Raw genomic sequence first — 20,065 nt, forward strand, 5'->3', positions numbered from 1 at the left:
CTTCCAGAGCGCATGACGACGACGCCTCCAATGACAGAGACGGACGAGCCCACGGCCCGGCAGCAGGCCGTGCTCGACGCCGTGCTGTCGCTGATGGTGGAGGAGGGGGACCAGCTCACCATGACGGCCGTGGCGCGCCGGGCGAGCTGCTCGAAGGAGACGCTCTATAAATGGTTCGGCGACCGCGATGGATTGCTGGCGGCCACCGTGCGCTGGCAGGCAGCGCGGGTTCGCGCCGGGCGCTATGACCGGCCTACCCTCGACATCGCGACGCTGCGCGACAGCCTTAAAGGGTTTGCCGCGACCTGGCTCACGGTGATCTCGAGCCCGACATCGATTGCGCTGAACCGGCTGGCAATCGGCCATGCGGCCTCGCGCAAGAGCAATCTCGGCGGCATCGTGCTGGCGAATGGCCGCTTCGCGATCGGCGAGCGGCTTCGGCCGGTGCTGGAAGCCGGGCGCGAGGCGGGATTGCTGGCCTTCGCCGATTCCGAGACGGCCTTCCGCACCTTCTTCGGCCTCGTCGGCCGCGACGTGCAGATCAGGCTGCTGCTGGGCGACACGCTGACGCTCTCGCGCAACGAGATCGAGCGCGACGCCGCCCGCGCCACCGACCAGTTCCTCACCCTCTACGGCGGACGGGTTCCGTCGCAGGGGTCCGATGAAACCACCCGCTCCTGAAAAACCAACCCAAGGAAGGACACTCCCATGCGCGTCTATTACGATCGTGATGCCGACATCAACCTGATCAAGGGCAAGAAGGTCTGCATCGTCGGCTACGGCTCCCAGGGCCATGCCCATGCGCTGAACCTGCGCGATTCCGGCGTGAAGGACATCATCATCGCGCTGAAGGCCGGCTCGGCCACGCGCAAGAAGGCCGAAGAGGCCGGCTTTGCCGTGATGACCCCGACCGAGGCCGCCAAGGTCGCCGACATCATGATGATGCTGACCCCCGACGAACTGCAGGGCGACATCTATCGCGACGAGCTGCATGGCAACATGAAGCAGGGCGCTGCGCTGCTGTTCGCCCATGGCCTCAACGTGCATTTCAACCTGATCGAGCCGCGCAAGGACCTGGACGTGCTGATGGTTGCCCCCAAGGGCCCCGGCCACACCGTGCGCTCCGAGTATCAGCGCGGCGGCGGCGTGCCGACCCTGATCGCGATCCACCAGGACGCCACCGGCAATGCCCATGACCTCGGCCTGTCTTATGCCTCGGCCAATGGCGGCGGTCGCGCCGGCATTATCGAGACCACCTTCAAGGAAGAGTGCGAGACGGACCTCTTCGGCGAGCAGGTCGTGCTCTGCGGCGGCCTCGTCGAGCTGATCAAGGCCGGCTACGAGACGCTGACGGAAGCGGGCTACGCTCCCGAGATGGCCTATTTCGAGTGCCTCCACGAGGTGAAGCTGATCGTCGACCTGATCTACGAGGGCGGCATTGCGAACATGAACTACTCGATCTCGAACACCGGCCGAGTATGGCGAGTACGTCACCGGTCCGCGCATCATCACGCCCGAGACCAAGGCGGAGATGAAGCGCGTGCTCACCGACATCCAGTCGGGCAAGTTCACCCGCGACTGGATGCTGGAGAACAAGGTCAACCAGACCTCGTTCAAGGCGACCCGCGCCCGCTACGCCGCCCATCCGATCGAGGAGGTCGGCGCCAAGCTTCGCGACATGATGCCCTGGATCAAGGCCAAGGCGCTGGTCGACAAGACCAAGAACTGAGCCGCCGCTTCCGGCGGCTGGCGCGGCGATTCAAGATCGCCCGCCAAGTCTCTGATCGAAGGGCTTTTCCTCGGGCGGGCGCAGCGATGCGCCCGCCTTTTTCATGGGCGTGAGCGGCAGCCCCGGGGGCGGGCAGGAACCGAGAGGTTAACGGCGCGTTCTCTCCTGCGAACGAACAGGCGGGAGCGGGCGATGATGGGCCATCACGAGACAGCCGAGCAGCGGACACGGACGGACAGCAGGCAGGACAGCCGGGCCCGGGTCGCCGAAGCCGAGCGCGGCGAGGATTGGCCGCTGCTGAGCGCGCTTCTCGGCGGACTCTTTCTCGCGGTGCTGTTCAACACCTTCATCGCCCTGATCCCGGGCTGAGCCGCAGGGCCGAGGAGAGTTGCCATGACCCATCCCAACAATAACGTCGAACAGCGCGCCGAGGCGCAGAGCGATTCCAAGCCCGGTGGCCAGCCCGTGGCGCCGATGCGGGCCGACGATCACAGCAATGCCAGTCCGGCTGTCGAGACACCGGTCGAAGCGCGACAGGGCTTCAAGGGCGTGCCGGTCCTGATGGTGCTGATCGGCGGCCTCGTTCTTGCCGTCGTCGCCTGGTTCGTCGTGGAGATGGTGGCCTGATCCGGCTCTATCGAGGGCCAGATGCTCGGCCCCGCTTTGTTACGGTCAGATGAGAGAGGGAGGTTGCTATGACGATGTCCCGATTGATGCAAAGTCCCGTCGCGGCCGGCCTTGGATTGGCCGGCTCGATGGCGCTTCTCCTGGCGATCGTGTTCGGGCTCGCCTGAGCGGCGCTCAGCGGACGAAGAGCGTGCCCTGCTTGGCCATCTCGGCCAGCGTTCCGCCGCCATAGATCAGGCTGAAGCCCCAGGCCATCGAGGCCAGCCAGTTGGCGATCTGGAAGGGCCAGAACGGCATCTTCACGATGCCGGCGACGATTGCGACGACGGCGCGCAGCGGTCCGAAGAAATGGCCGATCAGGATGCTGGCGACGCCCCATTTCTCGAAGAAGGCATGGCCGCGCTGCAGCATCTGCGGATTGCCGCGAAACGGCCAATAGTCGCCGACACGGGGGCCGAGCACGAGACCGGCCCAATAGGAAATCCAGAACCCGCAGCCGGCTCCCACCGAGGCGGCGAGCGCCAATGGGGCGAGGTCGAGCCCGGATGCTCCCGCCACCGCACCGAAAGCGGTGAAGAACACCGTCGCCGGCACCAGCCAGGACAGGATCGCGACGCATTCGCAAAACGCGATCAGGAAGACGATCGGGATCGCCCATTCCTGGTTGGCGCGCATGAACTCGACGAGCGTCTGCATCCAGAGTTCGAGCTGAGCCATTCCTGATCCGAACGCGCGAGTGGGGGCTGGCGCTTATCGCCGTCCGGCGACGACGATGCAACCGTGACCGCGCAGTAGCCCGCAGGACCGCAGCCATGCGGCGGGTTGGCCTTCGGCGGCCGATCGCCTAATCTTCCCGTCAACGAGCCAGAGAGCTTCGGCCGGCGCCGCCGACGCGCCCGATGTCGACGAGGAAACGGACTGTATGGAGCTACCCAACGCCCCGCATGCGGATGCGGGATCTGCCGTGCCGTCGCCGCAAGCCGGTGCGCCCTCCGCCGTCGCGCTCGGCCGCCTCGACATCACCTTCCATCTCGAAGGCGGCAACCGCTACCAGGCGGTCACCGGCATCGACCTGTCGGTGGCGGCGGGCGAGTTCGTCTCGGTCGTCGGCCCCACCGGCTGCGGGAAGTCGACGCTTCTCAATGCGGCGGCCGGGCTGCTGACACCGTCGGCCGGCACCGTCACCATCTTCGGCCAGCCGCTCTCGGGGCTGAACCGCCGGGCCGGCTATCTCTTCCAGGCCGATGCGCTGATGCCGTGGAAGACCGCGCTCGACAACGTCAAGGTCGCGCTCGAGCCGATGGGCGTCTCCGACGCCGAGGCCGACCGGCGCGCGCGGGACTGGCTGGCGCGGGTGGGCTTGCGCGCCTTCGTCGACCGCTACCCGCACATGCTCTCGGGCGGGCAGCGCAAGCGCGTGGCGCTGGCCCAGATGCTGATCCGCGATCCCGAAATCCTGCTGATGGACGAGCCTTTCGGGCCGCTCGATGCGCAGACGCGGCAGATCATGGGCAATCTCCTGCTCGATCTCTGGTCGCGCGACCGCAAGGCGCTGATCTTCGTCACCCATGACCTGGAGGAGGCGATCGCGCTGTCCGACCGCGTCGTGGTGATGTCGGCCGGCCCCGCCGCCGGCATCGTCGCCGATTACCGCGTGCCGCTGCCGCGCCCGCGCGACATCGCCGAGATCAGGCTGGAAAAGGCCTTTCACGAGATCCATCGCGACATCTGGGCGTCGCTGCGCGTCGAGGTGCAGAAGGCCTATGCGATGGGCGAGGGCAAGGAACTGGTTGGGGGAGCCGGAGCATGAAACGCGCGAAGCTCCTCATCCTGCAGGCGCTGGTGATGGTCGTCTTCCTGGCGATCTGGCACCTCGTCACCACGACCAGCCTGTTCGGCGATGTCAAGACGACGCAGTTCTTCTTCTCGACGCCCGGCGCCGTGCTGTCGCGGACCTGGACCCAGCTCACCGGCGGCGAGATCTACTGGCATCTCGGCATCACCCTGACCGAGACGGTGCTGGCCTTCGTCATCGGCTCTGCGGCGGGCATCCTGTTCGGCTTCACCTTCGCCCGCAACGAGCTGCTGGCGGCGGTGTTCGACCCCTATATCAAGGCGGCCAACGCCCTGCCGCGCGTCGTGCTGGCGCCGATCTTCGCGCTCTGGTTCGGGCTGGGCATCTGGTCGAAGGTCGCGCTCGGCTTCACGCTCGTCTTCTTCATCGTCTTCTTCAACGTCTATCAGGGCGTGCGCGAGGTCTCGCCGACGGTGCTGGCGAATGCCCGCATGCTCGGCATGAACGAGCGCCAGCTCTTCCGCCACGTCTACTGGCCCTCGGCGCTGACCTGGATGTTCTCGTCTTTGCACACCTCGGTGGGCTTTGCGTTGGTGGGCGCCGTGGTCGGCGAATATCTCGGCTCCTCGGCCGGCCTCGGCTACAAGATCCACGAGGCGGAAAGCGTTTTCGACGTGACCGGCGTGTTCTCGGGCATGCTGATCCTGGCGATGTTCGTGATCGCGATCGATTCCGTGGTGACGATGGTCGAGAAGCGGCTGCTGGTCTGGCGACCGGGGCAGAGTTCGACGACGGTGTGAGGCTGAAGCAGCGTGATGGTCGGGCGCAGACCCGCGCGATTCTCTCCGGAGATTCTCGGGTCTACGCTTCGCTTCGCCCGAGAATGACGCCGTTCTTGCCCGTTCGCCCCGATCCCGCCTATCCTTGCTCCCAACGCGCTCGCGAGAGGCGCCCATCAGTTCAACCGGAGGAACACCCATGATCGTCTCACGCCGCGCGGCGCTGGCTGCGCTCGCTTTCGGCACCGCGCTCGGTTTCGCTCCCCTGGCGGCCTTCGCGCAGAATGCCGAGAAGCCCAAGCTGACGCTCGGCGTCGGCGGCAAGCAGCTTCTGTATTATCTCCCGCTGACGATCGCGGAGAAGAAGGGCTTCTTCAAGGAGCAGGGGCTCGAGGTCGAGATCAACGATTTCGGCGGCGGCGCCAAATCGCTGCAGGCGCTGGTCGGCGGCTCGGTCGATGTCGTCACCGGCGCCTATGAGCACACCATCCGGATGCAGGCCAAGGGCCAGGACATCCGTGCGGTCGTCGAGCTCGGGCGCTTCCCCGGCATCACCATCGCCGTGCGCAAGGACCTCGCCGACAAGGTCAAGTCGGCCGCCGACTTCAAGGGGCTGAAGATCGGCGTGACGGCGCCCGGCTCCTCCACGGCGCTGACCGCGCAATATGCCATGGTCAAGGCCGGGCTGAAGGCGACCGATGCGCCCATCATCGGCGTCGGCGCTGGCGCCAGCGCCGTTGCTGCGATGAAGCAGAAGCAGGTCGACATCATCTCGCATCTCGACCCCGTGACCTCGAAGCTCGAGGCCGATGGCGACGTCGTCTCCATCATCGACACCCGCACCGAGGCCGGCACCAAGGCGCTGTTCGGCGGCTCGAATCCTGCGGCCGTGCTCTATCTCAAGGGCGATTTCGCCACCAAGAACCCGGTGACGACGCAGAAGCTCGCCAACGCCTTCGTCAAGGCGCTGAAATGGCTGGAGACCGCCAAGCCCGAGGACGTCGCCGATCTGGTCCCGGCCGAGTACCATCTCGGTGACAAGCCGCTCTATCTGCAGGCGGTGAAGAACTCGCTCGAGAGCTATTCGCGCACCGGCGTCTCCAGCCCCGAGGCGATGAAGAGCATGTACGACGCGCTCAAGTTGCTCGACCCGGAACTGGCCTCGTCGAACGTCGATCTGAAGACGACCTTCATCGACACCTTCGCGAAGAAGGCCGCCGCAGGAAGCTGAACGGCCGCGAGGGCGGATGTGGCATTTTTGCCGAATCCGCCCCAAAAGCGGGCGCCGGGGACGGTATTCCCGTTCCCGCGGGCCGCGGCGAATTTACAGCCGCGACAAATCCGCCATGGAGTTCCACGGATGGGGGCTACCGTGAAGCGTGCGCGTGACTGAGGATTTTCTGACCGGCGGCGGCGCCATGGGCGACGCCATCCGTAGCCACGACTGGGCAGCGACGCCGCTGGGGCCACTGGCCGACTGGCCGGCCGCACTGAAGGTCACCGTCGGCATGATGGTGAATTCGCGCTTCCCCAAATGCCTGTTCTGGGGCCCGGAACTGATCAGCCTCTACAACGACGCCTACCGGCCGATGCTCGGCACCAAGCCGGAACCGCTGGGGCGTCCGTTTCGCGTGGTCTGGCCCGAGGTCTGGGGCGAGCTGGGTCCCGTCGCGGAAAAGGCGCTGGCCGGCGAGGCTAGCTTCTTCGAGGACATGCCGCTGGTGCTGGAGCGCTTCGGCCGGCCGGAGCAGACCTGGTTCACCTTCTGCTACAGCCCTGTCCGCGACGAGGGCGGGGCGGTGGTCGGCATCATCGACACCGTCATCGAGACGACCGGGAAGGTGAAGGCGGAGCGCGATGCACGGCTCCTCAACGCCGAGCTGGCGCACCGCATGAAGAACGTGATGGCCATGGTCTCCGCCGTCGCCAGCCAGACCTTCCGCTCCTCGCAGTCTCTACAGCAGGCGCAGGCGACCTTCGGCGAGCGGATCGCCACGCTCGGCCAAGCGCATGAGATCCTGACCCAGTCGAGCTGGAGCGGGGCGCCGATCGGCGAGGTCATCCGCAGTACGCTTGCCCCGCATGGGGTCGCCGAGGGCCGGCTGGAGGTTTCCGGCCCCGCGATCGAACTCGCCGCCGACCACGCCCTGACCCTGGCGCTGGCGATCAACGAGCTGATCACGAACGCGATCAAATACGGCGCGCTCTCGGTGGAAGGCGGCCGCGTCAGGCTGACCTGGCAGGCCGGTCTTGGCGGTAGCGACGAGCCCTTCCGGCTCGACTGGGTCGAGAGCGGAGGACCGCCGGTGACGGCTCCGAGCCGCGCCGGCTTCGGCTCGCGGCTGATCGAACGCGTCGCGGCGCAGAAGTTCGGCGGGGAGGCGAAGCTTGACTACGCACCCGATGGCTTCCGCTACCGCCTGACGACGACGATGGACAAGCTCCTGCCGCGTGAGGAGGCGACGTCAACGTGATCCAGCGCGGCGATAGGGACCGCCGCACTGGACTCGAAACGCTCCCGGCGCGACACTGCGTCTCCTGACGCAAGGAGAGGCGGCATGGCCGACGACAGCGCGAGCAAAGCCCTGATCCGCGACGCCTATGCCGCGCGCCACCGCGGCGATCTCGACGCGCTGATGGGCTTCTTTCACCCGCAATGCCGCTATCGGCTCGTCGGCGGCCCCGGCGTCGCCGAGACCTTCATGCAGCCCGACGGCCTCGATGCCGTGCGCGAGCAGATGGCCGGGCTGATCGCGACCTATGTCTTCAGCAATGTCGAGGAGCTGGGCCTTACCGTCGATGGTGAGCGGTCGATCCTGCACTGGCAGGCCGATGTCGTCTGCAAGCCGAGCGGCCGCAGCGGCCATTTCGAGATCGTCGACATCTTCACGATCGCGGACGGCAAGATCGCCAGCCTCACGCAGTTCACGGACACGGCCGGCGTCGCGAGGCTGAGCGCGGCCTGAGCTTTGGTGATGGCGGCCATGACGGCTTTCGATTTGCCGTCCGGCCGGGCGAACGGCTAGAGCTTCTGTCCCACGCTACCGCCGGGACGCCCATGAACATCCTCTCGATCCAGTCGCATGTCGCCTATGGCCATGTCGGCAACGCCTCCGCCGTCTTCCCGATGCAGCGCCTGGGCGTCGAGGTCTGGCCGATTCATACGGTCCAGTTCTCGAACCATACCGGCTACGGCGCCTGGAAAGGCCGTGTCTTCGACGGCGGCATGATCGACGAGGTGATGGAGGGCATCGCAGAGCGCGGCGTGCTGCCGTCCTGCACCGGCGTGCTCTCGGGCTATATGGGCTCGGCCGATATCGGCCATGCCATTCTATCGGCGGTGGAGCGCGTGCGCGCCTCCAATCCCAAGGCGGTCTATTGCTGCGACCCCGTGATCGGCGATGTCGGGCGCGGCGTCTTCGTGCGCCCGGGCATCCCCGAGTTCATGCGCGAGCAGGCGGTGCCGGCGGCCGACATCGTCACGCCCAACCAGTTCGAGCTGGAACTGCTCACCGATATCGAGATCCGCACGATTGCCGATGCGCATCGCGCGGTCGAGGCGCTGCGCGATGCCGGTCCGAAGGTCGTGCTCGTCACCTCGCTCGTCACCGACGAGACGCCCGCCGACTCGATCGACCTGATGGCGGCCGACGCCAGGGGAGCCTTCCGCGTGCGCACGCCCAAGCTCGATGTCAGCGTCAACGGGGCGGGCGATGCGATCGCAGCTCTGTTCTTCGTGCATTATCTGCGCGAGGAGTCCGCCGCCGCCGCGTTGGCCAAGGCCGCAGCCTCGATCTATGGCCTGCTCAAGCGCACCAAGGAGGCGGGTTCCCGCGAGATACTGACGGTGGCGGCGCAGGACGAGTTCGTCACACCGACGCACCAGTTCGTGCCCGAGAAGCTGTAGACCATGCCGACCCTGCTCGGAACCTTGGCGTCATCCCGGGCTTGCCCCGGGATCCATCGGAGGGCTCCGGAACTCTGTGATGGATCCCGGAGTGGCGCGGCTTCGCCGCTGATCCGGGATGACGGTGTGGGTCCTCGCCCGACCGTCAGAGTGTGACGCCATGAAACTGCGCGTCGGCACCTTCAACGTCGAGAACCTGCTGACGCGCCAGCGCTTCGCCTCGGGCGAGCGCAGCGACACGGCGCCCGCCATGTCGCTGTTCCATTTCCCGCGCATCGACGAGCGCGATGCAGTGGAGCGTTCGCTGGCGGTGGCGCTGGAGGACGACAAGCGCCAGATGACGGCGCTCGCTTTGGCGGAGGCGAAGGCCGATCTCTGGATGCTGCAGGAGGTCGACTCGCTGGCCAGCCTGCAGGCCTTCTTCGCCAATTACGTCCACCGCATCGCGGACCATCGCTACGGCCATTTCACGCTGCTCGACGGCAATGACCGCCGCAACATCGATATCGGCTTCGCCGCCCGGCGCGATCTGCTGGCGCCGCAGCAGGTGAGCGTGCGCTCGCACAAGGATCTGAGTTTCGCGGCGGCCGGCATCCATGACCGCGATCTTGCCGCGCTCGGCATCGGACCCGACGGCAAGGTCTTCGCGCGCGACTGCCTGCAGGTGGAGCTCGATTTCGGCGACCGCAGCCTCGCCTTGTTCGGCTGCCACCTCAAATCGATGAACAATGGCCGCGACGATGGCCGGCAGGCGACGCTGCCGGTGCGCCGGGCCGAGGCCCGGGCCGTGAAGGGCCTGATCAAGCAGCGCTTCGGCGAGGGCTGGCGCGAGGCGAACTGGATCGTGCTCGGCGATCTCAACGCCTACCGCTTTGGGCTGGGGCCGCTGGCCGAGGTCGTCGACGAGGGGGAGAGCGGCATCGAGCCACTGCTCGACGGTTTCGCCATCGACCCGATGGAATCGATCCCGACACATGAGCGCTGGACGCATTTCCGGCGCTACTGGTCCGAGGCGCGCGAGCAACTCGTCGAGACGCATATGCCTCTCGACCATATCCTGCTCTCGCCGGCGCTGGCGGCAGCCAATCCGCATCCGGCCCTGCAGATGATCCGGCGCGGGCTGCCCTATCGTGTGCCGCTCGATCCGCGCGAGCCCGACCGCTCGATGGCGCGGCTGGCGACCTCGGCGGACCGCTATCCCCGCGTCGGCTGGGACAGGCCCAAGGCCTCCGACCACTGCCCGCTCACCATCGACCTGACCATTCCAAAGGACTGACCGTCATGGCCCGCCGTTTCGTCACGCTCGACGTCTTCACCGACACGCCCCATGCCGGCAACCCGCTGGCGGTGGTGCTGGATTCGGACGGGCTCGATACGGCGGCGATGCAGGCGATCGCGCGCGAGTTCAACCTGTCCGAGACGGTGTTCGTGCAGCCGCCGGCCGGGCCTGCGCACCGCGCGGCGCTGCGCATCTTCACGCCCGGTCGCGAACTGCCCTTCGCCGGGCATCCGACCGTCGGCACCGCCGTGTTGCTGGCGCTGCGCGACCGGGCCGAGGGGCGCGGCGCCGACATTCTGGTGCTGGAAGAGCAGATCGGCCGCGTGCCCTGCGCGGTCGCCGTCAGCGGCGAGCGCTTGGGGCAGGCGACCTTCACGTTGCCGCGCCTGCCGCAGGAGGGCGAGCCCGCGCCCGCCGCCGCCGATATCGCCGCTGTCCTCGGGCTGGAACCGGGCCGGATTGGCCTGCCCGGCCACCGCCCGGCCGTCTTCTCGGCCGGCGTGCCCTTCACCATGGTGCCGGTGGCCGACCTCGCCGCGATCGGGGCGATCGCGCTCGATCTCGGTCGCTGGAACGCCGTGATGACGCCGGCCGCCCACCCCAACGCCTTCGTCTATTGCCGAGAGACGGTGGCGACGGGACATCATTACCACGCCCGGATGTTCTGGCCGGGGGCGGGCATCGTCGAGGATCCGGCGACGGGCGGCGCGACGGCGGCTTTCGCCGGCGCGATCATGGCCTTCGACAAGCCCGGCGATGGCGAGCACCGCTTCGTCATCGAGCAGGGTTACGAGATGGGGCGGCCCTCGCAGATCACGCTGGAACTGACGGTGGCGCAGGGCGCGCTGGTCTCGGCGCGGATCGGCGGTTCGGCCGTCGTCATCAGCGAGGGCGTGCTGCTGTGACCGGCGCCGCCGGGGTGGAGACCAACGACATCGACCGTTTCGCGGACGGGGAGATCGCGCGGCTGAGCGGGGTCGACGCCCGGATCGAGCCCTATGACTGGGCCTTCGCCCGCGAGAACGCGGCGAGGATCGCGGCGCACTGGGCCGAGATCAGTGCCGGCAAGCCCGCTATGTTCAACGGGCGCATCCTGCTGCAGCACCGCGCGGCGATCACCGGTGGCGTGTTCGAGGCCCGCTATTTCGAGACCGACTATGCCGCCTTCATGGCGTGGCGCGACGCCGGCCATCCAGGCCCGGCGCTTCGCAACGGCTTTGCCATGGGCGCGCTGCGGGCAGCGGATGGCGCCTTCCTGTGCGGGCGCATGGGCGGCCACACGGCCAATGCCGGTATGGTTTACTTCGCCGCCGGCACGCCCGACCGCAGCGATGTCCGCGCCGACGGCACGGTCGATCTCGCCGGCAGCGTGCTGCGCGAGCTTGCCGAGGAGACCGGGCTGGCCGAGACCGAAGTGCGGGTCGGGGAGGGCTGGGATGCCGTGTTCTCACCCGGCCGCGTCGCCTTCATGCGGCCGCTGACGATCGACCTGCCGGCCGAGGAAGCGCGAGCGCTGATGCTGTCGCGCATGGCCGACCTCGAGGAGCAGGAACTCGACGACATCGTGATCCTGCGCAGCGCCGCCGATTGCGACCGGCACCGCATGGCGCTCTTCATGAAGCCCTATCTCAGCCATATCTTCGCGCAGGATTGATCGGCCTTTCGATCCCTCCGCCGCCGCCAGCCGAAAGCGATGCCATGACCGCGCCCGTCTCCGTCTCGTCCGAAGCCTCTGTGCCCGAGGCGCTCCCGCTCCCGGCCGACAACCCCTTCGCCGCACGCTGGGACACGCCCTTCGGCCTGCCGCCCTTCGCCGCGATCAGGCCCGAGCATGTCCAGCCGGCCTTCGAGGCTGCGCTCGCCAAGCACAAGGACGAGATGGCGGCGATCGTGGCCGATCCGGCGACGCCCGATTTCGCCAACACCATCGAGGCGCTGGAGCGTGCAGGGCGTGCGCTCTCGCGCGTCGGTGGCGTGTTCTACAATCTGACGGGCGCCGACACGAACGAGGCGCTTCAGGCGATCGAGCGCACGCTCTCGCCGCTGACCTCGCGGCACTGGTCGGCGATCATGATGGATCCCGTGCTGTTTGCCCGCGTCGATGCGGTCTTTGCCAAGCGTGAGACGCTGGGCCTCGATTCCGAACAGATGCGATTGCTGGAGCGGACTCATCGCGGCTTCATCCGCTCGGGCGTGCAGCTCGGCGCGGAGGACAAGGCGCGGCTGGCCGCGATCAACGAGCGGCTGGCGGGCCTGGGCACCCAGTTCAGCCAGAACGTGCTGAAGGACGAATCCTCCTATGCCCTGATGATCGAAGACGAGGCGGGGCTTGCCGGTCTGCCGCCTTTCCTGCTGGCTGCGATGGCGCGGTCGGCGGCTGATCGCGGCCATCCCGGCCAACACGCGGTCACGCTGTCGCGCTCGGTGATCGAGCCCTTCCTGACCTTCTCGACGCGGCGTGACCTGCGCGAGGAGGCCTTCGCCGCTTGGGGCAAGCGCGGCGAGAACGGCAATGACAGCGACAACCGCCTGATCGTGGCCGAAATGGTCAAGCTGCGTGCTGAGAAGGCCAAGCTCCTCGGCTATGCGACCTTCGCGCATTTCAAGCTCGACGACACCATGGCCAAGACGCCGGAGAATGTCCGCGAGCTGCTCGAACTGGTCTGGAAGCCGGCCAAGGCGCGCGCGGCCCAGGAGGCGGCCGATCTCGCCGCGCTGGCCCAGGCCGAGGGTGAAAACGGCCCGATCCGCCCCTCCGACTGGCGCCATTACGCCGAGAAGGTGCGCCAGAAGACCTATGCGCTCGATGAAGCGGTGCTGAAGCCTTATCTCCAGCTCGACCGGATCATCGCCGCTGCCTTCGACGTCGCCGGCAAGCTGTTTGGCCTGTCCTTCGCGGCGCGAACCGATCTTGCGGGTTATCACCCCGATGTCCGGATCTGGGAAGTGACGGAGAGCGCGACCGGCCGGCATATCGGCCTGTTCATCGGCGACTATTTCGCCCGCGCCTCGAAGCGCTCGGGCGCCTGGATGAGCGCGTTTCGCGGCCAGCGCCGGCTCGGCGGCGAGGTCCGCCCGATCATCGTCAATGTCTGCAACTTCGCCAAGCCGGCGGAGGGCAAGCCCGCACTGCTCTCGATCGACGATGCGCGCACGCTGTTCCACGAATTCGGCCATGCGCTGCACGGGCTGCTTTCGGACGTCACCTACGGATCTTTGGCCGGCACTTCGGTGTCCCGTGATTTCGTCGAACTGCCCTCGCAGCTCTACGAGCACTGGTTCCTGACCAAGGAGGTGATGCAGACCTATTGCCTGCATGCGGACACGGCTGAGCCGATTCCCGAGGCGCTGATCGAGACGATCAAGCGCGCCCAGACCTTCAACCAGGGCTGTGCCACCGTCGAGTACACCTCATCCGCGCTGGTCGACCTCGCCTTCCATTCGCTGGAGGAGCCCGGCGAGATCGACGCGCTGGCCTTCGAGAAGGCCGAGCTTTCGCGGCTCGGCATGCCCGAGGGCATGGTGATGCGCCACCGCACGCCGCATTTCACCCATGTCTTCTCGGGCGACGGCTATTCGGCGGGCTATTACAGCTATCTCTGGTCGGAGGTGATGGACGCCGACGCCTTCAACGCCTTCCTGGAGGCTGGCGACGTGTTTGCGCCGGAACTGGCCGGCAAGCTGAAGCGCTACATCTATTCCGCCGGTGACACGCGCGACGCGGCGGAGGCCTACCGGCTGTTCCGCGGCCGGCTGCCGACGCCGGATGCGCTGCTGCAGAAGCGCGGGCTGGCGGCGTAGTACTGCGCGTCATGCTCGGGTCAAGCCCGAGCATGACGGTGCATCTCACCCCGGATAGCCGAACCGCGCCTTCGTCGCCCGAATCTGGCTGATTGCGCCGCCCTCGTTGCCGGCGGCGCAGGTCGAGCGGGCCGTCGAAATCTCGGCCGAAACCCGCGTGTGAACGCCCTTGGTCGTGTGGCCGGTGGCGAGATCGTTGTCCATCACCGCCTGGAAACGCTCGACCTCGCCGGAGCAGCCCGTGCCCGTGGGCATGCGGAAGGTGTTGGGCGTGACGCCGGCCCCGGCCTGCTCGGGCGGCGGGGCCGGGGGCGTCGAGACCGTGGCGGTCTGGCAGGCGGCGAGGCCGAAGGCGAGGGCGACGAGGGGCAGGGCAAAGGCGCGCATGGCGGGCTCCGGCATCAGATGGGCGCGAAGATGACCGATTCCCGCGGGCGGGCAAAGCGGTGGCTGTTCCGTCATCCTTCGGTCCCCACAGCCCTCATCCTGAGAGCTATCCGGAGGATCGCGTCTCGAAGGATGGTCCATGAGGCTCCTGAGACATCTGGAGCATCCTTCGAGACGCCGCGTTCGCGGCTCCTCAGGATGAGGGCTGAGCTAAGGCCCTGCGGCGTACTCAGTCGTCCAGCGGCAGGAAGGGCAGGGCGACTGCGAAGATCGCAGCCGCCAGCGCGGCCAGCCAGACCGCGCCCTGGCCGACGAGGTAATGCGCGATGGCGCCGTTGATGCAGCCGGTCAGCAGGCCGATCCAGAGCAGGAAATGACGGACCCAGGCGAGTTTCGGTCCGCCGAGCAGGGCGCCCGCCATACGCTGGCCCATCTTCACCAGCGTTCCTGTCATATAGGTCAGCGCGATGGTGACCTCGCCGTCGCGCTGGAAGACGCCGTTCTCCGCGCCCATGGCGAAGGCCAGCATGGCGGCGCCTGCGAAGCTCAGCCCGATCTGGTCGAGGCTCGCGGCGACGACAAGCGCCAGCGCCACCACCCAGAGCACGGCCGATTTGCGCCGCCGGCCGCCGAAATGGCCGGCCACCGAGCCGCAGACCACGCCGAGGACGAAGAGGACGAGGATCAGCGCGGCCGTGGCGATGCCACCGCCCTTCAGCCCGGCGAGCTCGATGCCCAGCCGCGTGGTGTTGCCGCTCATGAAGGAGACGAAGAAGCCGCCGAGGCTGATGAAGCCGATCGTGTCGATATAGCCGGCGAGCCCCGACAGGCAGAAGGCAAGGCCGATCGCCCAGCGGTTATAGGTCATCATCGCCCGCATCCCCCGCCATGCCGACTCGCCGGCCCGCGCGCCCGGCGCCGATGATAGGGGCAGCGTCGCCGCGGTCCCAACCCTGCGGCTGCCTGCGACATATGCTTGCGCGCGGCTCCCGTTTTCGGCTACATCGTTCCACGGTCTTCGAGGATTCCGCTTGTCCCAGACGTTCGTCCCCGCTTCGCCTTCCGGCCGCGCCGCTGCGCGGATCGCTGGCCTGCGCGCGCGTCCCGTCTCCAGCCTCGGTCTGCTTCTTCTCCTTAGCCGCCCCTGAGGGCCGGCCGGGCATGCATGCCTGGGCGCTCAGGGGAGTGACGAGAACGACCTTCCCGATCTGAGGCGCCTGCATCCGACGAGAGCGGCGCCAGCTCTTTCAGGACCACGACCATGACCGACTCGACCAACAGCAACGGCTCTTCGACGCCCGCTTCCCAAAAAGATCGCGTGCTGATCTTCGACACCACCCTGCGTGACGGCGAGCAGTGCCCCGGCGCGACCATGACCTTCGAAGAGAAGCTCGAGGTCGCCGAGATGCTGGACGCGATGGGCGTCGACATCATCGAGGCCGGCTTCCCGATCGCCTCCGAGGGCGATTTCGAGGCGGTCTCCGAGATCGCGCGGCGCAGCAAGCGCTCGACCATCGCCGGGCTGGCACGCGCCATTTCGGGCGACATCGCGCGGGCCGGCGAGGCTGTACGCCATGCGGGCAAGCCGCGCATCCACACCTTCGTCTCGACCTCGCCGATCCATCTCGAGCACCAGATGCGCAAGTCGCAGGAGGAGGTGCTGGAGATCATCACGAAGACCGTCGCGCAGGCGCGCAACCTGGTCGAGGACGTCGAATGGTCGGCGATGGACGCCACCCGCACGCCGATCGATTATCTCTGCCGCGCGACCGAGGCTGCGATCCGCGCCGGCGCGACCACGATCAACCTGCCCGACACGGTCGGCTACGCCACGCCGGACGAATACCGCGCCATGTTCCGCCAGGTGCGCGAGCGCGTGCCCAATGCCGACAAGGCGATCTTCTCGGTGCATTGCCACAATGATCTGGGGCTGGCGGTCGCCAACTCGATCGCCGGCATCGAGGGCGGGGCGCGTCAGGTCGAATGCACGATCAACGGCATCGGCGAGCGCGCCGGCAATGCCGCGCTGGAAGAGGTGGTAATGGCGCTGCGTGTGCGCGGCGACGTCCTGCCCTACGACACCGGCATCGACTCGACGCTGCTGATGAAGACCTCGCGGGCCGTCTCCAGCGCCTGCGCCTTCCCGGTGCAGTACAACAAAGCGATCGTCGGGCGGAACGCCTTCGCCCATGAGAGCGGCATCCACCAGGACGGCATGCTGAAGAACCAGACCACCTATGAGATCATGACCCCGGCCTCGGTCGGCGTCACCAAGACCTCGCTGGTGATGGGCAAGCATTCGGGCCGCGCCGCCTTCCGCTCGAAGCTGAAGGACATGGGCTACGATCTGGGCGAGAACCAGATGGAGGACGCCTTCACCCGCTTCAAGGCGCTCGCCGACCGCAAGAAGCATGTCTACGACGAAGATATCGAGGCGCTGGTCGATGAGAACCTCGCCTCGGCCCATGACCGGGTGAAGCTGGTCTCGCTGACGGTGATGGCCGGCACGCGCGGGCCGCAGCGCGCGACGATGAAGCTCGATGTCGATGGCCGCTTCGTCACCGAGGAGGTCGAGGGCAACGGGCCGGTCGACGCGATCTTCAACGCGATCAAGGCCATCGTTCCCCATGAGGCGACGCTGGAGCTCTACGACGTCCATGCCGTCACGGAGGGCACCGACGCGCAGGCCGAGGTCACGGTGCGGCTGACCCATGACGGCTCGTCGGTGACCGGCCGCGGTGCCGATCCCGACACGCTGGTCTCCTCGGCCAAGGCCTATCTTGTCGCGCTCAACAAGCTGATGGCCAAGGGCTCGCGCCTGCACGCCCAGGCGGCGGCGGGCTGAGGCCGCGCTGCCTCCGCTGCACGGGCTCGTGGCGCTGACGATACGTTAACCATAGTTGCCTATCGTCAGGGGCATGATCCCGACCGACGACCCGTTGCCGGATCCGACAGCCGCGTTGCGGTCCGGGTCGCCCCAGTCGCGCTTCCCGGTGATGGGAATCGACGAGTCGACGCTGCGGCTGATGCGCAGCCTCGGCCCGGTGGTCAAACCCCTGCTGGCGCCGGGCGTCGCGTTGCATTTCGACCGCCTCATTCATCATGAGCGGATGAGCGATGCGGCCGTGCGGTATCGCGACATTCTCGAGCGGGCCTTGGCCGGGCATGGCGCCGCCGTCTTCGATGCGGCCTTCGATGATGCCTATCTGCGGTCTCTGGGCGAGGCGGTGACGGCCGAGGCCAGCACACCGTTCGGGGCGCGTGCTCACGCGGTGATGATCCTGGCGGCGGTGCGCGCGGCCTTTCCCGAGATCGGCCGGCGGAACCGCTTCTCCGGACGGGCTGCCGCGCAAGCCTGCCAGAGGGTGGTCGAGCTGCTGGCGGTCGACCTCGCCTGCACGATGGAGGTCGTCTACCAAAAGCAGGAGGCCCAGGCCGTCTGGCGTGGCGCTGAGATCGAGACCCTGACCGAGGGATTCCGCAAGCAGGTCGGCGAGGTGTCGGAGGCCGCCACCCAGGCGTCGGGCACGCTCAGCAAAGTCGCGGCCAACAGTGCGCAGGTCTCGCGCAGCGCGGGCCTGAGCATGACCGAGAGCCGCGAGAGCCTCGGCCGCGTGCGCGAGGTCGTCCTGCAGACCGTGGTGGCCACCGAGCAGCTCCGGCAGTCGATCGGCGAGATCGACCGCAGCACGCGCGAGGGGGCAGACATCGCGCAGCAGGCCGTGACGGCCGCCGGCGAGGCGCGGCAGACGATCGAAAGCCTGGCCGGGCTCGTCGGCGAGATCGGCTCGGTCGTGAACCTGATCTCCGACATCGCCGCGCAGACCAACCTGCTCGCTCTCAACGCCACCATCGAGGCCGCGCGGGCGGGCGAGGCCGGGCGCGGCTTTGCCGTCGTCGCCAGCGAGGTCAAGAACCTCTCGGCCCAGACCACGAGCGCCACCGGCACGATCGCGGCCCGCATCGACGCCATCCGCGAGGCGACCCAGCGCTGTGTCGGCTCGATCGCCCGGATCGACGGATCGGTGACGGGCATGGCGGACGTCGCCTCCGCCATTGCGCGCTCGCTCGGCGAGCAGCTCGCCGTCACGGAGGGCATGGCGCAGGATGCCCAGGGCACGGCCGGCGAGGTCGAAACCGCGCTGGATCTCGTCGCCCAGACCTTCAGTGCCATTCAGCGGGTCGGCTCCTCGGTCGAGGAAATGAACGCCCGCTCCGACTCGGTCGGCAATGTCGCCGACGAGCTGGCGCGCAGCGTCAACGAGTTCGCCGCGTCGGTGGCGCAGCGCCTCGCCGGCTGACGCCCTCTGCGAATCCTGTGGATGCGCCGTCGCGCCCGGCTTGGCGGGCGCGATCCTTGCCTGTCATCGCTTCGAGCCAAGCGGTGCCGCGCCGCGTCAGCTGGAGACGATCGCCATGGGCTATTTCCCGAACTGGACCCTGAAGACCTCGGGCGCCGTGATGCCCGACGAGCGGCTGCCGCTGGGACAGACCTTCATTGCCGGGCTGCAGCATGTCGTGGCGATGTTCGGCGCGACCGCGCTGGCGCCGATCCTGATGGGGTTCGACCCCAATGTCGCGATCTTCTTCTCGGGCGTGGCGACGCTGCTGTTCTTCATCGTCACGCGCGGGCAATTGCCCAGCTATCTCGGCTCCTCCTTCGCCTTCATCGGCGTCGTGATCGCGGCGACCGGCTATGCGGGCTCGGGCCCCAACGCCAATATCGGGGTCGCGCTGGGCGGCATCATCGCCTGCGGCGCGCTCTATGCCGCGATCGGCCTCGTGGTGCAGGCGGTCGGCACTGCCTGGATCGAGAAGCTGCTGCCGCCGGTGGTGACCGGCGCGGTCGTCGCCGCGATCGGTCTCAACCTGACCGCAGTCGCGATGAACATGATCTCGGCCAGCCCCTACACCAAGTGGATCGCGCTGTTCACGGTGGTGTCCGTCGCCGTCGTCGCCGTCTACAGCCGTGGGCTCGCCCAGCGCCTGCCGATCCTGCTCGGCGGTCTTCTGGCCTATGTCGTCTATGCGCTAACGGCCGCGAGCTTCGGCGCGCCGCCGGTGGATTTCGCACGCGTGGCGGCGGCGCCCTGGTTCGGCCTGCCGAGCTTCGTCGCGCCGGTCTTCGACGGCCGGGCGATCGCACTGATCGCGCCCGTCGCGATCATTCTGGTCGCGGAGAATCTCGGGCACATCAAGGGCATCGCGGTGATGACCGGGCGCAATCTCGATCCCCTGATCGGGCGGGGCTTCATGGCCGACGGCGTCGCCACCATGATTGCCGGCTCGGGCGGCGGCACGGGCGTGACCACCTATGCCGAGAACATGGGCGTGATGGCGGTGACGCGGGTCTATTCGACGCTCGTCTTCGTCGCTGCCGGCATGATCGCGCTGGCGCTGGGCTTCTCGCCGAAATTCGGCGCGGTGATCGGCACGATCCCCGTGGCGGTGCTGGGCGGGCTCGCCATCGTGGTCTTCGGCCTGATCGCGGCGACGGCCGGCCGCATCTGGGTCGAGAGCAAGGTCGACTTCTCGGAGCCGAAGAACCTGCTGACGGTCGCGACCGCGCTGATTCTCGGCGCCGGCGACCTCAAGCTGCCGATCTTCGGTTTCGAGCTCGGCGGCATCGGCACCGCGACCTTCGGCGCGATCGCGCTCTACCACCTGCTGAACCGCAAGGCCGCCTCAGGCGCCCGTTAACCGCGTCGGCAGTGCCCGCGGCGGCTTCGCCGCGGGTCTTACATATTTCTGTCGCAGGTGG

Annotated in this window: 19 protein-coding genes and 1 pseudogene; 17 read left to right on the forward strand and 3 right to left on the reverse strand. The window is 67.8% G+C overall.

The window, feature by feature from the left end; translation table 11 throughout:
* Nucleotides 1–12 precede the first annotated feature (12 nt).
* The 4 genes and pseudogenes from ABIE41_RS12915 (at nucleotide 13) to ABIE41_RS12930 (ending at nucleotide 2,356) form a co-directional block, all read left to right on the forward strand.
* Nucleotides 13–681, forward strand: coding sequence for a TetR/AcrR family transcriptional regulator C-terminal domain-containing protein (locus tag ABIE41_RS12915; protein WP_192640812.1), 669 nt, complete (start codon nucleotides 13–15; stop codon nucleotides 679–681).
* 27 nt (nucleotides 682–708) lie between these two features.
* Nucleotides 709–1,729, forward strand: a pseudogene (gene ilvC / locus ABIE41_RS12920) (ketol-acid reductoisomerase).
* Between the two features lie 192 nt (nucleotides 1,730–1,921).
* Nucleotides 1,922–2,098, forward strand: coding sequence for a hypothetical protein (locus ABIE41_RS12925; protein WP_192640814.1), 177 nt, complete (start codon nucleotides 1,922–1,924; stop codon nucleotides 2,096–2,098).
* A gap of 24 nt (nucleotides 2,099–2,122) precedes the next feature.
* Nucleotides 2,123–2,356 carry a hypothetical protein gene (locus ABIE41_RS12930; RefSeq protein WP_192642945.1) on the forward strand — a complete coding sequence of 78 codons (234 nt, stop codon included), beginning with the start codon at nucleotides 2,123–2,125 and terminating at the stop codon, nucleotides 2,354–2,356.
* A gap of 174 nt (nucleotides 2,357–2,530) precedes the next feature.
* Here the strand turns inward: ABIE41_RS12930 and ABIE41_RS12935 are convergent, their stop codons facing one another.
* Complete coding sequence (locus tag ABIE41_RS12935) at nucleotides 2,531–3,073, reverse strand: DedA family protein (protein WP_210320805.1); 543 nt, start codon at nucleotides 3,071–3,073, stop codon at nucleotides 2,531–2,533.
* Between the two features lie 205 nt (nucleotides 3,074–3,278).
* On the opposite strand from ABIE41_RS12935, the gene ABIE41_RS12940 reads away from it, so the two are divergent.
* The 10 genes from ABIE41_RS12940 (at nucleotide 3,279) to ABIE41_RS12985 (ending at nucleotide 13,917) form a co-directional block, all read left to right on the forward strand.
* Nucleotides 3,279–4,166, forward strand: coding sequence for an ABC transporter ATP-binding protein (locus ABIE41_RS12940; protein WP_192640815.1), 888 nt, complete (start codon nucleotides 3,279–3,281; stop codon nucleotides 4,164–4,166).
* Nucleotides 4,163–4,951: an ABC transporter permease gene (locus ABIE41_RS12945; RefSeq protein ID WP_192640816.1), complete on the forward strand. Its 789-nt coding sequence runs from the start codon at nucleotides 4,163–4,165 to the stop codon at nucleotides 4,949–4,951. The genes ABIE41_RS12940 and ABIE41_RS12945 overlap by 4 nt, the downstream gene beginning before the upstream one ends.
* Before the next feature lie 178 nt (nucleotides 4,952–5,129).
* Nucleotides 5,130–6,161 carry an ABC transporter substrate-binding protein gene (locus tag ABIE41_RS12950; protein WP_192640817.1) on the forward strand — a complete coding sequence of 344 codons (1,032 nt, stop codon included), beginning with the start codon at nucleotides 5,130–5,132 and terminating at the stop codon, nucleotides 6,159–6,161.
* 154 nt (nucleotides 6,162–6,315) lie between these two features.
* Nucleotides 6,316–7,404: a sensor histidine kinase gene (locus ABIE41_RS12955; RefSeq protein ID WP_354192158.1), complete on the forward strand. Its 1,089-nt coding sequence runs from the start codon at nucleotides 6,316–6,318 to the stop codon at nucleotides 7,402–7,404.
* An 84-nt stretch (nucleotides 7,405–7,488) separates the two neighbouring features.
* Nucleotides 7,489–7,896, forward strand: coding sequence for a nuclear transport factor 2 family protein (locus ABIE41_RS12960; protein ID WP_192640818.1), 408 nt, complete (start codon nucleotides 7,489–7,491; stop codon nucleotides 7,894–7,896).
* Nucleotides 7,897–7,988: 92 nt separating this feature from the next.
* Nucleotides 7,989–8,837, forward strand: a complete 849-nt coding sequence (gene pdxY, locus ABIE41_RS12965; RefSeq protein ID WP_192640819.1) for a pyridoxal kinase PdxY — start codon at nucleotides 7,989–7,991, stop codon at nucleotides 8,835–8,837.
* A gap of 160 nt (nucleotides 8,838–8,997) precedes the next feature.
* The gene (locus tag ABIE41_RS12970; protein ID WP_192640820.1) at nucleotides 8,998–10,113 is read left to right on the forward strand and encodes an endonuclease/exonuclease/phosphatase family protein; all 1,116 of its coding nucleotides are present in this window, start codon (nucleotides 8,998–9,000) and stop codon (nucleotides 10,111–10,113) included.
* Nucleotides 10,114–10,118: 5 nt separating this feature from the next.
* The gene (locus ABIE41_RS12975) at nucleotides 10,119–11,021 is read left to right on the forward strand and encodes a PhzF family phenazine biosynthesis protein (RefSeq protein ID WP_192640821.1); all 903 of its coding nucleotides are present in this window, start codon (nucleotides 10,119–10,121) and stop codon (nucleotides 11,019–11,021) included.
* A complete protein-coding gene (locus ABIE41_RS12980; RefSeq protein ID WP_192640822.1) occupies nucleotides 11,018–11,770 on the forward strand; it encodes an NUDIX hydrolase in 753 nt (250 codons plus the stop codon). Before ABIE41_RS12975 ends, ABIE41_RS12980 begins: the two co-directional genes overlap by 4 nt.
* A gap of 44 nt (nucleotides 11,771–11,814) precedes the next feature.
* The gene (locus ABIE41_RS12985; RefSeq protein ID WP_192640823.1) at nucleotides 11,815–13,917 is read left to right on the forward strand and encodes a M3 family metallopeptidase; all 2,103 of its coding nucleotides are present in this window, start codon (nucleotides 11,815–11,817) and stop codon (nucleotides 13,915–13,917) included.
* Between the two features lie 45 nt (nucleotides 13,918–13,962).
* On the opposite strand, the gene ABIE41_RS12990 is transcribed toward ABIE41_RS12985, so the two are convergent.
* Both ABIE41_RS12990 and ABIE41_RS12995 read right to left on the reverse strand, forming a co-directional pair.
* Complete coding sequence (locus tag ABIE41_RS12990) at nucleotides 13,963–14,304, reverse strand: hypothetical protein (protein WP_192640824.1); 342 nt, start codon at nucleotides 14,302–14,304, stop codon at nucleotides 13,963–13,965.
* Between the two features lie 229 nt (nucleotides 14,305–14,533).
* Nucleotides 14,534–15,175: a YoaK family protein gene (locus ABIE41_RS12995; protein ID WP_192640825.1), complete on the reverse strand. Its 642-nt coding sequence runs from the start codon at nucleotides 15,173–15,175 to the stop codon at nucleotides 14,534–14,536.
* Between the two features lie 390 nt (nucleotides 15,176–15,565).
* Here ABIE41_RS12995 and ABIE41_RS13000 point away from each other — a divergent pair, with 390 nt between their 5' ends.
* The 3 genes from ABIE41_RS13000 (at nucleotide 15,566) to ABIE41_RS13010 (ending at nucleotide 20,004) form a co-directional block, all read left to right on the forward strand.
* Entirely contained in the window at nucleotides 15,566–17,149 is a 1,584-nt protein-coding gene (locus tag ABIE41_RS13000; protein ID WP_192640826.1) for a 2-isopropylmalate synthase, read from the forward strand.
* A 55-nt stretch (nucleotides 17,150–17,204) separates the two neighbouring features.
* Nucleotides 17,205–18,605, forward strand: a complete 1,401-nt coding sequence (locus ABIE41_RS13005; RefSeq protein ID WP_354192163.1) for a methyl-accepting chemotaxis protein — start codon at nucleotides 17,205–17,207, stop codon at nucleotides 18,603–18,605.
* Between the two features lie 115 nt (nucleotides 18,606–18,720).
* Nucleotides 18,721–20,004, forward strand: a complete 1,284-nt coding sequence (locus tag ABIE41_RS13010; protein WP_192640828.1) for a solute carrier family 23 protein — start codon at nucleotides 18,721–18,723, stop codon at nucleotides 20,002–20,004.
* Nucleotides 20,005–20,065: the final 61 nt, after the last annotated feature.

The organism is Bosea sp. OAE506, from assembly GCF_040546595.1.
Taxonomy (GTDB): domain Bacteria; phylum Pseudomonadota; class Alphaproteobacteria; order Rhizobiales; family Beijerinckiaceae; genus Allobosea.

Bases quoted from the DNA above. Each gene is read 5' to 3' on its own strand.
- ABIE41_RS12995 (WP_192640825.1), bottom strand. From the start codon at position 15,175: ATGATGACCTATAACCGCTGGGCGATCGGCCTTGCCTTCTGCCTGTCG.
- ABIE41_RS13010 (WP_192640828.1), top strand. From the start codon at position 18,721: ATGGGCTATTTCCCGAACTGGACCCTGAAGACCTCGGGCGCCGTGATG.
- ABIE41_RS13000 (WP_192640826.1), top strand. From the start codon at position 15,566: ATGACCGACTCGACCAACAGCAACGGCTCTTCGACGCCCGCTTCCCAA.
- ABIE41_RS12985 (WP_192640823.1), top strand. From the start codon at position 11,815: ATGACCGCGCCCGTCTCCGTCTCGTCCGAAGCCTCTGTGCCCGAGGCG.
- ABIE41_RS12970 (WP_192640820.1), top strand. From the start codon at position 8,998: ATGAAACTGCGCGTCGGCACCTTCAACGTCGAGAACCTGCTGACGCGC.
- ABIE41_RS12950 (WP_192640817.1), top strand. From the start codon at position 5,130: ATGATCGTCTCACGCCGCGCGGCGCTGGCTGCGCTCGCTTTCGGCACC.
- ABIE41_RS12990 (WP_192640824.1), bottom strand. From the start codon at position 14,304: ATGCGCGCCTTTGCCCTGCCCCTCGTCGCCCTCGCCTTCGGCCTCGCC.
- ABIE41_RS12960 (WP_192640818.1), top strand. From the start codon at position 7,489: ATGGCCGACGACAGCGCGAGCAAAGCCCTGATCCGCGACGCCTATGCC.
- ABIE41_RS12915 (WP_192640812.1), top strand. From the start codon at position 13: ATGACGACGACGCCTCCAATGACAGAGACGGACGAGCCCACGGCCCGG.
- ABIE41_RS12925 (WP_192640814.1), top strand. From the start codon at position 1,922: ATGATGGGCCATCACGAGACAGCCGAGCAGCGGACACGGACGGACAGC.
- ABIE41_RS12930 (WP_192642945.1), top strand. From the start codon at position 2,123: ATGACCCATCCCAACAATAACGTCGAACAGCGCGCCGAGGCGCAGAGC.
- ABIE41_RS12945 (WP_192640816.1), top strand. From the start codon at position 4,163: ATGAAACGCGCGAAGCTCCTCATCCTGCAGGCGCTGGTGATGGTCGTC.
- ABIE41_RS12940 (WP_192640815.1), top strand. From the start codon at position 3,279: ATGGAGCTACCCAACGCCCCGCATGCGGATGCGGGATCTGCCGTGCCG.
- ABIE41_RS12975 (WP_192640821.1), top strand. From the start codon at position 10,119: ATGGCCCGCCGTTTCGTCACGCTCGACGTCTTCACCGACACGCCCCAT.
- pdxY (WP_192640819.1), top strand. From the start codon at position 7,989: ATGAACATCCTCTCGATCCAGTCGCATGTCGCCTATGGCCATGTCGGC.
- ABIE41_RS12935 (WP_210320805.1), bottom strand. From the start codon at position 3,073: ATGGCTCAGCTCGAACTCTGGATGCAGACGCTCGTCGAGTTCATGCGC.